At 63.8% G+C, this 12,937-nt stretch carries 10 protein-coding genes; 6 read left to right on the top strand and 4 right to left on the bottom strand.

What is annotated here, in order from left to right; translation table 11 throughout:
• Positions 1-22 precede the first annotated feature (22 nt).
• The 4 genes from rpoD to HRU71_10285 form a co-directional block, all read right to left on the bottom strand.
• A complete protein-coding gene (gene rpoD / locus HRU71_10300; protein QOJ04984.1) occupies positions 23-1,789 on the bottom strand; it encodes an RNA polymerase sigma factor RpoD in 1,767 nt (588 codons plus the stop codon).
• 152 nt (positions 1,790-1,941) lie between these two features.
• Positions 1,942-3,792, bottom strand: a complete 1,851-nt coding sequence (locus HRU71_10295; GenBank protein QOJ03849.1) for a DNA primase — start codon at positions 3,790-3,792, stop codon at positions 1,942-1,944.
• Between the two features lie 678 nt (positions 3,793-4,470).
• The gene (locus HRU71_10290; protein ID QOJ03848.1) at positions 4,471-5,547 is read right to left on the bottom strand and encodes an Mrp/NBP35 family ATP-binding protein; all 1,077 of its coding nucleotides are present in this window, start codon (positions 5,545-5,547) and stop codon (positions 4,471-4,473) included.
• A gap of 291 nt (positions 5,548-5,838) precedes the next feature.
• Positions 5,839-6,411, bottom strand: coding sequence for a ferritin family protein (locus HRU71_10285; GenBank protein QOJ03847.1), 573 nt, complete (start codon positions 6,409-6,411; stop codon positions 5,839-5,841).
• Positions 6,412-6,607: 196 nt separating this feature from the next.
• Here HRU71_10285 and HRU71_10280 point away from each other — a divergent pair, with 196 nt between their 5' ends.
• From HRU71_10280 to HRU71_10255, 6 genes are all read left to right on the top strand, one after another.
• The gene (locus tag HRU71_10280) at positions 6,608-7,831 is read left to right on the top strand and encodes a hypothetical protein (protein QOJ03846.1); all 1,224 of its coding nucleotides are present in this window, start codon (positions 6,608-6,610) and stop codon (positions 7,829-7,831) included.
• Between the two features lie 114 nt (positions 7,832-7,945).
• Entirely contained in the window at positions 7,946-8,458 is a 513-nt protein-coding gene (gene sixA, locus HRU71_10275) for a phosphohistidine phosphatase SixA (protein QOJ03845.1), read from the top strand.
• Between the two features lie 70 nt (positions 8,459-8,528).
• Positions 8,529-9,500: a CHAD domain-containing protein gene (locus tag HRU71_10270; GenBank protein QOJ03844.1), complete on the top strand. Its 972-nt coding sequence runs from the start codon at positions 8,529-8,531 to the stop codon at positions 9,498-9,500.
• A 50-nt stretch (positions 9,501-9,550) separates the two neighbouring features.
• Positions 9,551-11,350, top strand: a complete 1,800-nt coding sequence (locus HRU71_10265) for a Ppx/GppA family phosphatase (GenBank protein QOJ03843.1) — start codon at positions 9,551-9,553, stop codon at positions 11,348-11,350.
• Positions 11,347-12,045 (top strand): dTMP kinase, encoded by a 699-nt coding sequence (gene tmk, locus HRU71_10260; GenBank protein QOJ03842.1) that lies wholly within the window; start codon positions 11,347-11,349, stop codon positions 12,043-12,045. The genes HRU71_10265 and tmk overlap by 4 nt, the downstream gene beginning before the upstream one ends.
• Positions 12,042-12,929 carry a thymidylate kinase gene (locus HRU71_10255; protein QOJ03841.1) on the top strand — a complete coding sequence of 296 codons (888 nt, stop codon included), beginning with the start codon at positions 12,042-12,044 and terminating at the stop codon, positions 12,927-12,929. Before tmk ends, HRU71_10255 begins: the two co-directional genes overlap by 4 nt.
• Positions 12,930-12,937: the final 8 nt, after the last annotated feature.

The raw sequence follows: 12,937 nt of genomic DNA, 5'->3' as shown, positions 1-12,937 counted from the left end.
TTTGCCGGCAATAAGCCGTGATTCAACCAAGCTCTTCCGGATGAATCAGGTTCCCATCGCGATCCATGAAGCCCTCGAGCTTCCGGCAGCGGACCGGATGCTGAAGCTTGCGGATCGCCTTCGCCTCGACCTGTCGCACGCGCTCGCGCGTCACCTTGAAGATCTTGCCGACTTCCTCAAGCGTGTAGGTGTACCCGTCGCCGATGCCGTACCGCAGCTTGATGATCTCCCGCTCGCGATAGGTCAGGCTCTTGAGCACCTGCTCGATGCGCTCCTTGAGCATCTCGTTGCTGGCCGTGCTGACCGGGTTCTCGGCCGCGCCGTCCTCGATGAAATCGCCGAAGTACGAATCCTCGCCCTCGCCGACCGGTCGATCCAGCGAGATCGGGTGCCGGCTGATCTTCAGGACGCGGCGCACTTCGGCCATCGGCATCTTCGCGCGCTTGGCGATCTCCTCGATCGTCGCCTCGCGGCCCAGTTCCTGGAGCAGATCGCGCGAGATGTTCCGCAGCCGGCTCATCGTCTCGATCATGTGCACGGGGATGCGAATCGTCCGCGCGTGATCGGCGATGGCCCGCGTGATCGCCTGGCGAATCCACCAGGTGGCGTACGTGCTGAACTTGTAACCTCGGCGGTATTCGTACTTGTCCACCGCGCGCATCAGACCGGTGTTGCCTTCCTGAATGATGTCGAGGAACGACAGGCCGCGGTTGCGGTATTTCTTGGCGATGGAGACGACGAGCCGTAGGTTTCCGCCCGACAGCTTCCGCTTCGCCTCTTCATACTCGGCGAAAACGCGGCGGATGACCGCGACGCGCTTGCGAAGCTTGTCGGGCGACTCCAGAACCATGTCGCACAAACCCGCCAGCTCGTCACGCATCGCCTCGATGTCCTCGGCCGGCGTCGTCTCCGCCAGGCGCGGATCGTTCAGTTTCGACTCCAGTTCCGTCATCTTGTCCGACAGCGCGAACAGCTTGCGCATCATCGGCGTCACGCGGCTGGTGCGCAGGGCCAATTCCTCCAGCAGCGTCACGCACTTGCGCCGCCGCCGTTGAATGTTCGACCACAACGCACGGCGCGTCGCCTGCGCCACGCGCGGCTCGCACAGCTTCGCCCAGTCTTCCTGGTTCATCGCCATCAGCTTGCGCGCCGTCACCAGATTGCCCGGCAGCCGCGCCATCACGGCGTTTTTCACCTGGTTCTCGCCGCTGGATATCTTCATCGTCCGATCGAACGGCAACGTGCCGTCGAACACCTGTTGCAGCGTCTCTACGGCCGCCGCCAGACTACAGTCCGACTCCAGCACCTTCCGACGAAACGCCGTCCGCGTCAGCTCGATCCGACGGGCCAGCGTGATCTCCTGCTGACGCGTCAGCAGCGGTATCTCGCCCATCTGCGTCAGGTACATCCGCACCGGATCGTCGATCCGGCGGCTCGGCGCCTCGATCGGAAACTCCTCCTCGGCCGGAAGCGCCTCGGTCGGATTGAACTGCGGCTTGGTCGCCGGCGACGCGCTGTCATCGGCAAAGACGGGTTTTTGCGCGTCGGCCTCGTCCACCATCTCAATGCCGTATTCTTCGATCTTATGCAGGATGACCTCGAGCCGGTCAGCTTGAATCACCTCGTCCGTGAGCGATTCATTCAGCTCCTCCCAAGTCAGGTACCCGCGCGTGCGGCCTTTTTCAATCAGGTCCGACACGCTTAGATCGATCGGGTCCGTCGACTTGCGTTCGCGCGCCACCGGAGCTTGAACCGGGGCCGGCGTCTCAACGGGGGGTTGTTTGGACATCATTCGACTCATACCAGTGCGACTCCCATCAGTGCGCTTGATGCTGCGGGGCGGATCCATACCGACAACTCGATCGCACCCTGCGCCTCGCTCTCGTTTCACACCACGCCGAAGCTCCCTCGCCCCGACGCGCTCCCTTCGCACTCCCTCTGCTACGTCGTCCCTTGCGGCCCGACCGATCCGACGCCACGCAGTGATGGGGCCGTCAGATGCTTGCGCGCCGCAAAATGCCTGATTCGTTTCGCCGTCTCCTGAACCGCGCGGGCCGCCTGCTCCTGACTCGCCGAAGGTGACTTTGATTCGGCTCTCGTCTGTGAACCGTCCGCGGACATGGCCGCCGGCTCACGAAGCCGCGACACCTGCTCGCCCAACTGACGCTGCTGTTCTATCAATCGAAGCCGAGCCACCGCCCCCTCGACCGTCTTCGCATAATTCCCCCGATGCTCGCCGGCCATCTGCAAGTCCGTTATCCGACCGGCGAGCTCCACCGACTCGAACCGGCCGATCAACTCCGCAGGCGAGAATCCACCCTCCCGACCTGCCATTTCAATGACCACTTCCGCTATCTGACGCAAATCCGGATCGGTGAAGCCGTCCGGATGAAACACATCGGCCGCGTCGTGATAATATGCCGGCGCGTTGATGAAGACCTCCAAGAGATCCTTCAGCGCCCGGCCCGTCGCATCCGGCGCACCGACGAACGTCGGTTGGGAAGTCGCCGGAACCTCCGGTGCACGCTGCCTGCGAGCCACGATCCGTAGCTGGCGGTTGACCTCCTCGCTCGTCAAACCAAGCAACTTGCCGACCTGATTGAGGGCAAACCCCCGTTGAATCGGATCGTATGACCCGAACTCCCCGGACCGCGCGAGCAGGCTCAAGAACTCCTCCACCGCTCGGCGACGGGCTGGTCCGGGTGCGTCGGCGTCGAACTGCCGGACCACCTGACGCCATTTGAATTCTAGCGCGCTGACCGCCGAGGTCAAAGTCTCGTTGAACCCCTCTTTCCCCTGAATTTGCAGCAGTTCCGCAGGATCCTTGCCTTCCCGGACCTGCGCCAGACGGACGTCAAGTTGTGCGCCGGCAAACACAAACAGCGACGCCTCCGCCGCCCGCATCCCCGCCGAGTCCGTATCAAATACCACCGTCACGCCGTCCACATACCGCTGGAGCATCTGGACATGGTGCTCCGTCAGCGCCGTGCCCAGCGTCGCGACGGTCGTATCAAAACCATGTTGATGCGCCAGCAGACAGTCGAGATACCCCTCGACGACCACCGCCCGGCGATTGTCGGAAAAATGCGACTTGGCCACGTCCAGACCGTACAAACAGCGACTCTTGTCGAACAGAATCGACTGCGGGCTGTTGATGTACTTCGCCGGATCGTCCCCCAGCGTGCGACCGCCAAAGCCGATCACCCGATTCATCGCGTCGCGAATCGGGAAGATCAACCGATCGCGATACGCGTCGTATTGCGAACCATCCTCCCGACCTTTCGTCAAACCCGCCGCCAGCAGCAGCGCCGGCGGGATCGACTGCTGCCGCGCCGCGCGGACCAGCGACTCCCACGAATTCGGGGCATACCCCAGGCCGAATCGCTCGACCGACTCCTCGGAAATCCCTCGGGACGCCGCATAATTCCGTGCCGACTGGCCCGCCGCGCCGGCAAACTGGGCGCGAAACCAGTCGGCCGCCCAGCGATTGACCCGCTCCAAATCAGCCTTGGTGATTGCGTCGCCTTCGCCGGTCGGGCCGCGCGATTCGCGCAGCTCCAGCGAGATGCCGGCACGCTCGGCCAGCAACGCCCGCGCCTCGGAAAAGCTAAGCCCCTCGCGAAGCTGGATGAACTTGAACACGTCGCCCCCGACCCCGCAGCCGAAGCACTTGAACAACTGCCGCTCTGGCAGAACGTTGAACGATGGGGTCTTTTCCTGATGAAAGGGGCACAGGCCCTTGAAATTGCGGCCGGCCCGCTTCAACGTCAGATGCGCGGAGATGACATCCACGATGTCACTCCGTTGACGAATCCGCTCTGTCAATTCCGCAACTTCAGCCGAGACCACAATCGCTCCCTGAACCGCCGGCCCGCGCAGGTTAACTCTTTGCCGATAAGGATTTTAGGTTAGCTTCGAGCCGCCTCGCGATTCGCTGCATCGGACGTGTCTTGCAGACCGTTTATTATACACCAATATTGGCAAGGGGCAAAAAAACTGTCGAAATTTCCTAGATTGAGACCGTTACCCGGATATGGGACGGCCTTTCTTATCGGGCATTTGTCATTTCGGTTCCCCGCACACTCATCTGCCAAGAGATTTGATGACCCCTGCTCCCGATCGTAACCGTCGTCGCACCCAACGGCTGTTCGGTGACGCATCCACCCCCATCAGGTGGTCCGCGACGCATGCATCGAGCATCTCACGAATTGATCGCTGCCGGTCGACTGACAACGGCAGCAACGACCGGTCGCAGCGCCTCCGATAGCCTCAAACCGGCAACGGCGGCACGGAGATCGCCTTCCTGCCGAATCGACCTTCCACCACGGTCCGCGTCCGAGTCGTCGCGACGGACGGCGCCAACAACGTCGCCATGGACGCCGGCGACGCGGTCTTCACGGTGCTGGCGCCGCCTGGGGGGCTGGTGCCGGTGTCGTCGTTACCAGAAGGGAGAATCGCCCAAGCAAACGATCAGGTGATCTTCAATTCCGGCGCGGCGGGTTGGAGCAGGTTGCGCGTGCTGATGCGCCCGGCGAGGTTGCGTACAAATGCCATGATCGCGTCACGCGCGAGGGCATCCGGCCCGTCGAAGTTCGTCTGCGGCGAGCCGTTATCGCCCGAGACGCGGATGTTGATGTTGATCGGAATCTCACCGAGAAACGGCACGCCCACGCGCTCGGCGGCCCGCTTCGCGCCGCCGCGGCCGAAGAGGTCGTACTCCTTCCCCGTGTCGGGCGCGGTGAAGTAGCTCATGTTCTCGACGATGCCGAGGATGTCGACGTTCAACTGCTGATACATGCGCAAGGCCTTGATCGCATCGAGCAGGGCGACCTCCTGCGGGGTGCAGACGATGACCGCGCCGGTCATGGGGATGCTCTGCGCGAGTGTCAGTGGTACGTCACCCGTCCCGGGCGGCAGGTCGATGATGAGATAGTCCAGCTCGCCCCACTCGACCTGATCGAGAAACTGGCGAATGACCCCGTGCACCATCGGCCCGCGCCAGACCACCGCTTTGTCCGGCTCGACGAGAAAGCCCATCGACATCACCTTCAGCCCGAAGGCCTCGATCGGGAGAATCTTCTCGCCGCTGACACGCGGTCGCTCGAACTCCACGCCGAGCATCTTGGGAATGCTCGGGCCGTAGATGTCGGCGTCCATCAGGCCGACCTTCGCGCCCTCCCGTGCGAGGCCGACGGCGGCCAGCACCGCGATGGACGATTTGCCCACGCCGCCCTTGCCGGCGCCAACGGCCACAGTGTTCTTCACGCCGGGAAGTCGCCCCGCAAGATTCGGCGTCGAGCGCACCCGGGCCGACCATTCGATGTCGACGCCGCTGACGCCGCCGAGCTTTGCCAACGCGGCCTCGATGTCCGTTTTGATTTTGTCCTTCAACGGGCAAGCCGGCGTGGTCAGCTCGATTTGCAGCTTGGCGCGACCGTTTTCCATCACGGCGGATTTGACCATCTCCAGCGTGACGAGGTCCTTGCCAAGTTCGGGATCGATCACGCCGCGCAGGGCGGTGAGAAGCTGATCGTTGGAAACGCTCATGGAATCCCCTGGGGTCGAGTGTGTTCCGTGCTTCGCGTGCAGGTTGATTGCTTGCGAACGATGCTGCTGCGATCATGCGAGTATAGTAGAAGATCCGCCGGAGGGCATGGCCGCGGCCTTTGGCAGCCATGCGACTCCCACGTGTCGCCGCAGCAGGGTTCATTCATTGGGGCGGCCGCCGTAGCAGGTGAAACACAGGCAGGACGCCTGGGCCACCGGTTTTTCGATTGTGCGGCGCCGCGTCAGCGTTTGCACGCCTTGAACAAGAACACGAGCGCGCCACGCTTCATCTCATGAATCGCTCATGCCCAAGTCGCGCGCAATCTCGCGCAATCGTTGATAATGCTCCGCGCCTTCTTCGGCCAATTCCCTAAACAGCGCCCGCAGCGCGGCGGTCGGCATCTGCCGGGCGTGTTCGGCATAGAACGCGGCGGTCTTGCGCTCGGTGTCTAGGATCATTTGCATGGCTGCGGCGACCGACGCCTCGTTGCGCACATCGATCACGCGCGGACCGGTCACGACCCGTTCCTTGTCTTCGGGCGTCAGCACGAAATCGGCCTGCGGATACAGTTCGGCCAACAGCTTCTGCAAACGCTGCTTGTGACCCTGCTCCTCGTCGGCCATGTCGGCGAAGGCGCGGCGATGGTCCTCGCGCGAGGCTTTCTCCGCAAGAACCAGATAACGATACGCGGCAACGGTCTCACCGTACGCGCCGATGGCCAGCAGCTTGTCCGATCCGCGACCGTGCGCAGCGTCCGGGAGCGGCTGCGCGGCGTCGGGTCGGTCTTCGGCACGTGGTCGAGAATCGTGCGTCGGCATGACCACATTGTGCGGCGCGAAGCGGATCAGAACAACACGAGACACGTGTGAACTCGGCGCGGCAGGTGCCGACGCTCGGTGCCCCAGGCAATCCGCGCTTCCTTCTTATCCGGGCGTTCCGGCTAAGTGAAGCCGCGAAGCGCATTCACCTGTGGCACAGGCGTCTCGCCTGTGATTCACCCGCCGCGGCAGGTGCCACACCCGATGAATCATTCTGCGGCTCCACTTAGAATACGTCGCCATGCTGATCCAACCCGCGCGGCCGTTTGCCTTGTCGTTCGCTGTCTTCATTGCCGGGGCAGCCGCGCCGCTCAACTTCCTGGCGCTTTGCGCGTCCACGGATCCCATTCCAGCGACCCGGCCCGCGACGACGTACCCATCCGCCCCAACCCAGCGCGTGCTGAACGTTACGACGCTGGACGATTACGGCCCGAACGATCGGCCGATCCCCGGCAGCATCCGCTATGTGCTCGAGCGCGCTCGCGGGCCGGCGATTATTCGGTTCACGCTGGGAGGCGGCATCCACCTGAAGAACAAACTGACCATCAGCACGCCCTATCTCGCGATCGACGGCGGCACGGCACCGGCACCCGGCATCACGTTCTATCGTCATCAGGTCGAAGTGCTGGGAACCCATCACGTCGTCTTGCGTCACCTGCGGTTTCGCTGCGGCGATGGGTTTCCGACGGCATCATCGCGCCAGCACGTGCACGGCGACTACGAAGGCAAATCGGGGCACGGAAGCGGCGGCTGGCGATCGCTGCTGATCATGGGGGATCGTGGCCGCCCGGCCACCGACGTGCTGATCGAGAACTGCTCGATTCAGAATAGCACCGACGACAACGGCTCCGTGTGGGACGATTGCCGGCGCATCACGTTTCGACGTTGCCTCTTCTCGGGGGGCTACGCAAGCTTTACCAAGGGGCTGCTGGTCGGCTCCTCGCCGGGACGGCCGAACGTGGAGGATCCGGCTTATGTCCATATTGATCAATGCCTCTTTGCATTCATGAAAGGTCGCGCGCCGGACATCAGCGGCGGCATCGTGCAGGTCACCAACAACGTCATCTGCGGCAGCCGGCAGGGCGGGCTTGTCAGCACGGCACGGGGCAATTTCGTCAACAATTACTTTCTCACGCTCCAGGACCATCCCTGGGGCGACAAGGCGGATCGGCTGTTGACGACCGATCTGACCGGGCGTGAAGGAGCCTACTACCTCGCCGGAAACAGGGTCGACGGAATGCCCGGAGACCGGCAGGTGATCGGCGTGCGCAATCAGGGACAGCAAGACGTGCCGGACCGCGTGCTTCGTGCCTCGCCCTGGCCTGGTCTGCCTGACAGGTTGCTCGCCGCCGATGAGGCGCTGCGGGTCGTGCTTGACCATGCCGGCTGCACGCAACCCGTGCGTGACGAACACGATCGCGAAGTCATTCAGCGTGTGCGTCATCGGGTCGGCCTGAAAGAGTGAGTTTCGACCGCACGAACCGCGATTAATCCTTTCTTAATGCGACGGAATCGCCTGGCCGCGCCCCCTGCGCGAAGCCGCACGCCGCCGGTATAATCACCGCCGGGAGCGGAGCGAATGAAGCTGATACTCGTGCGCCACGGGATCGCCACGCAGCGCGATGCCCCGCCGGACTTGGACGATGCGGCGCGGCCTCTGACACCGGCGGGCATCCGTCGGTTTCGCCGCGCGGCGCAGGGCTTCGCGCGATTGCAGATCGCGGTCGACGAAGTGTGGACCAGTCCGTTGCTTCGCGCCGTCCAAACGGCCGAGCTGCTGGTCCAGGCGCTGGCGCGGCCGTGCGGCATGCGAACCGTGAGCGAGCTGGAACCGGGCGGAAGCTTTGACGAATTGCTGGCACGATTGCGCGCTGCATCGACGTTGACGTGCGTCGCCCTGGTGGGTCATGAGCCTTACTTGGGCGATTTCGCGACGTACCTGCTGACGGGCAGCCGGTTCGGCGCGGTGCGGTTCAAGAAGGGTTCGATGGCGGCAATCACGGTGGATTCGTTCGAGCCGCCGATCCGCGGGCAGTTGCAGTGGCTGCTGGCGCCGAAACAGTTACGACTGATGGCGCGGAAGCGATCGTAACGGATCGGCGCCGTTGTGCGTCGCGGGCTGGATGAGTCGCCCCAGCCTATGATCGCATGGGAACCGGACCATGAAGAAAAAAGCGACAGGCAGGACGTTCGAACCGAGTCCGGCGGACTTGCTCTCGGAATTCGCGTGGCGTCAAGTGCGACGGCTGAATCGCGCCTGGTCGGCGGCGCGGCAGACCGGCGAGCCGGGCGACGTGCATGACTTGCGTGTGGCGGCGCGGCGATTGAACGAGCCTCTGCACCTGATGGAAAAATCGCTGGGCACCCAGCGCGTCCGCCGGGGTCGCAAGGCGCTGCGCGCGATGCGGCAAGCCTTTTGTCATCTGCGTGATCTGGACGTCCTGGGCGAGACGTTTCGCGAGCACGAAGCATCGGGCCTGATCCGCGCGGACCAGCGCGCCGGACTGATGCCGATTCTGGACGCCTGGCGCGATTCCGCATGGCGCCGTGCCCGGAAGTCCTGCCAGTCCGGCGATGCGGCGCAGGCCATGGCGCGCGTGGAAGCCGCCATCAAGCAGTTTGCAAAGTCCACCCAACGCGTGCGCGCCTCGACGGTTGAGATCCTGGATCGCCACTTCGCCAGGCGAATGGCAGCGCTGAAGGCCGGCGCGATCGGCGCCGGGGCCGATCTGCATCCGGCCCGCATCGCCGTGAAGAAGCTGCGTTATTGCGCCGAATTGCGCCAGCGACTGGGCCTGGCCGACCACGAAGCGATGATCGCGCACCTGACGGACGCGCAAACGCTCCTGGGACACTGGAACGATCAGTTGACAGCCGCCGCCTGGCTGACGGCGCTGGCGTCCAATCGCGAAATGATGGCGTCCATGTCCAGTCTCTGCGCCGACCTGCTGGAGATCGCGGCGCGGGTCATGCGCGTGGCCGAGGCCGATCGGGATCGGATCGAGACATCGTGGCCGCGCGTGCTGGCGGCGCTGGATCGCCCCGCAGCCGAGGCGATTCCGTCGCGCACCGTGTCGCGCTTGGCGGCCGATGGGGAGTTCCTTCGAAACGGGTCGCCGGCCGTCAATAATTGAACCAAGTCGTCGCGCCGGTTACCGGGCTGCGACGCATGCAACGCAATCGAATGAGCAGACACACGACACCCTGGACGCATCCGCTGACCCATGGCGACACATCGCCGACCGGCGCGATCGGCGATTCGGCAGCGCCGGGGCTGGACGCGCGGCGGCAGCAGGTCATTCGCAAACCGCCGCCGGCCAAGTTCGGCGCAATCGATATCGGCACGAACAGCATTCACCTCGTCATGGTGGAGATTTCGCCCGATGGAGACTTTCGAATCCTCGGGCGCGACAAGCAGATGGTGCAGCTCGGCAAGGGCGGTTTTGTCGAACACGTCCTGACCCCGCGCGCATTGAGCGAAGGCCTGGCGGCGTTAGCGCGCTTCAGCAAGATGGCGGCGCTCAAAGGCATTGATCGGGTCCGCGCCGTCGCCACGAGCGCTGTGCGCGAGGCGCGCAACGGCGGCGACTTCGTCGAAGCCGTCCGACAGACGCTGGGCATGGACATCCGCGTGCTCTCGGTCGACGAAGAAGCGAGGCTGATCTATCTCGCCGTCCGCCACGCCGTCGATCTTGGCACGCAGGACAATCTGATCGTCGACATCGGCGGGGGCAGCATCGAACTGATCGTCGGAAACGCCGTGCGGCCGGAGCTGCTCTTGAGCGCCAAGCTGGGATCGCTTCGACTGGCGGAGGTGTTTTTGCGAAGCGATCCGCCGTCGGCCGGTCAGATCAAGGCCATGCGCCGGCACATCGAGGATCAACTGGCGCCGCTGGTGAAGCAGATCGGCGAGCGGCGCTTCGCGCGATGCATCGGCACGTCAGGCACGTTTCAAATGCTGGCGACGGTTTGTGCTCACCGGCGAGGCGTGTCGGAGATCGACCCGGTGATGCAGTTGCGGCTGCGCCGCGCGGCGCTGAAGGAGCTGCGCAGCGAACTGGGCACCATGAAGCGCGAAGACCGCCTGCGCATGCCCGGTGTGGACGAGCGCCGCAGCGATACCCTTTACCCGGCGACGATCCTCCTGCTGACGCTCATGCGCATGCTCCGGATCAGCGAGTTTGAATACTGCGACATGGCCATGCGCGAGGGGATCATCATCGATCACATCGCGGGCCATCGAGCGCACTTACTGGCCCGCGCTGCCTGGCCCGATCCGCGATCTCGAAGTGTGATTCAACTGGCCGAGCGGTGCAGTTATCACAAAGCTCACGCCGAACAGGTCGCCCGACTGGCGCTGATGCTCTTCGACCAGTTGCGCTCGTTGCACGAGCTGGAAGACGCCCATCGCGAACTGCTGCGCCATGCCTGCCTGCTGCACGACATCGGCTATCACATCAGCCACAATGCGCACCACAAGCATTCGTATTATCTGATCCGCAACGGCCGGCTTCAGGGCTTTACGGAGCAGGAGATCGAGATTCTGGCGAACGTCGCACGCTACCATCGCAAGGGCCGCCCGCGCAAGAACCATTACACCTGGAAGCGGTTGTGCCGCAAGGATCGCCCCGTGGTGCGCAAGCTCGCGGCGATACTGCGGATTGCGAACGCGCTGGACCGCACGCACTACAACGTGGTCGAGGGCGTCACGTGCCGGGTGTTGCCGGATGCCGTGGAGATCGTCGTGCGAACGCCGCGCGACGTGGAGCTGGAATTGTGGACGGCACGGCACAAAGCCGAGATGTTCGAACGCGAATTCCATCGAGCCTTGCGGTTTGCCGTGACGCCCTCGCCCGATGCCCCGGCGCCGCACATCACCGACGTGAACAAGACCGCCCAACGCCGCGGCCAGACCGAACCCGCTTCGCAACCACCGCCGATTCTGCCAAACGACCCGTTCAGTCCCGGAGACCCCCTCTCATGACCCCCGCGATTGAAAGCATGCTTAGCCCGCACAATTACCCGGGCCGACTCATCATCGTCGAAGGCATCGACGGTTCGGGCAAGAGCACCCAGATCCGCCTCGTCCAGCGCTGGCTGCAAGCAGCCGGTTACAACGTCTTCTTCACCGAGTGGAACTCGGCCGACCTCGTGAAGAAAACCACCAAGAAGGGCAAGAAACAACATAGCCTCACGCCGACGACCTTCAGCCTGCTGCACGCGACGGACTTCGCGCATCGCATGGTCACCAACATCGTGCCGCCGCTCAAAGCGGGGATGATCGTCCTGGCCGACCGGTACGTCTTCACGGCTTACGCGCGTGACGTGGTGCGCGGCTGCGACCCGCTCTGGGTGCGAAAGGTGTACCGGTTCGCTCCCAAGCCGGACATCGCGCTGTACTTCAAGGTGCCCATCGAAGTATCGGTGCAGCGCATCACCATGGCACGCCAGGTGCTTAAGGACTTCGAAGCCGGCATGGACCTGAAACTGCACCCCGTTCCGCTGGAGAGCTTCAAAATCTTCCAGGGGCGGATTCTCGATGAATACGATCGCATGGCGAGCGAGAATCAGTTCGTGGTCATCGACGCGAGCCGGAACATTGCCGATCAACAACGCCAGGTCCGAATCGAGATCGAACGAAGACTGGGACACTACGACAAGAATCCGAGGATCGCATGAGTCAGCTTCAATTCTTCGGCGAAGGCCTGCCGTACATCGAACCCGCCGATTACCCCGGAATCCTCATCACCATCGAGGGCACCGACGGCGTCGGCCGCACGACGCAGATCGCCATGCTCCGCGAGTGGCTCGAAGTGCAGGGCTACGGCGTCGTCGAGACCGGCTGGACGCGCAGCCGCCTCATCGGGCGCACGATCACCGAGGCCAAGGAAGGCCGGATGCTGAACCGGTGGACGTATTCGCTGATCTACGCCGCCGATTTCGCGGACCGGCTGGAAAAGGAAATCCTCCCCGCCCTGCGGAGCGGTTTCGTTGTTCTCGCCGATCGCTACGTTTTCACCGCCTTCGCGCGGGACACGGTCCGCGGAACGGATCGCCAGTGGGTGCGCGATCTCTTCGGGTTCGCGCCCAAGCCGCACCTGGTGCTCTATCTCAAGCTGGACATCACGACGCTGATCCGGCGGGTCATGGTGCGTGGCCCGATCGACTACTTTGAATCGGGCATGGACATGGCCATGGGGGACGACCCCTACGACAGCTTCAAACGCTACCAGAACCTGCTCATCAAGGAATACAACCAGATGGCCGAGGAGTTCGGCTTTCATACGCTCAACGCGCGCATCCAGCCCGAGCGGTTACAGGACCAGATCCGCCAAATCGTGGCCGAGTGTTTCCAGCAGCGGGGCTTCGGCGCCGCGAGTCTCTCGCCGGGAGGGCTGCTCACCGGGGCCGATCTGCTCCCGTTCGACACGCCGGTGCAAAACACCGGAATCGTCGCGTCCGATGCCGCCCCGGGCACGACACCGGAGGAATCCATGCGTGCGAATCCCATTCCTTCGACCACCGGGCGACCCGCGCCGCAGCCCGTGCGCGACCTTGAGTGACCCCATCA

The organism is Planctomycetia bacterium (assembly GCA_015200345.1).
Lineage (GTDB): Bacteria > Planctomycetota > Phycisphaerae > UBA1845 > UTPLA1 > PLA3.
Note: the sequence above shows the minus strand (reverse complement) of the source record. Positions and strands in the feature narration are given on the sequence as shown.

Bases quoted from the DNA above. Each gene is read 5' to 3' on its own strand.
- HRU71_10270 (QOJ03844.1), top strand. From the start codon at position 8,529: ATGAAGAAAAAAGCGACAGGCAGGACGTTCGAACCGAGTCCGGCGGAC.
- tmk (QOJ03842.1), top strand. From the start codon at position 11,347: ATGACCCCCGCGATTGAAAGCATGCTTAGCCCGCACAATTACCCGGGC.
- rpoD (QOJ04984.1), bottom strand. From the start codon at position 1,789: ATGTCCAAACAACCCCCCGTTGAGACGCCGGCCCCGGTTCAAGCTCCG.
- sixA (QOJ03845.1), top strand. From the start codon at position 7,946: ATGAAGCTGATACTCGTGCGCCACGGGATCGCCACGCAGCGCGATGCC.
- HRU71_10255 (QOJ03841.1), top strand. From the start codon at position 12,042: ATGAGTCAGCTTCAATTCTTCGGCGAAGGCCTGCCGTACATCGAACCC.
- HRU71_10290 (QOJ03848.1), bottom strand. From the start codon at position 5,547: ATGAGCGTTTCCAACGATCAGCTTCTCACCGCCCTGCGCGGCGTGATC.
- HRU71_10280 (QOJ03846.1), top strand. From the start codon at position 6,608: ATGCTGATCCAACCCGCGCGGCCGTTTGCCTTGTCGTTCGCTGTCTTC.
- HRU71_10265 (QOJ03843.1), top strand. From the start codon at position 9,551: ATGAGCAGACACACGACACCCTGGACGCATCCGCTGACCCATGGCGAC.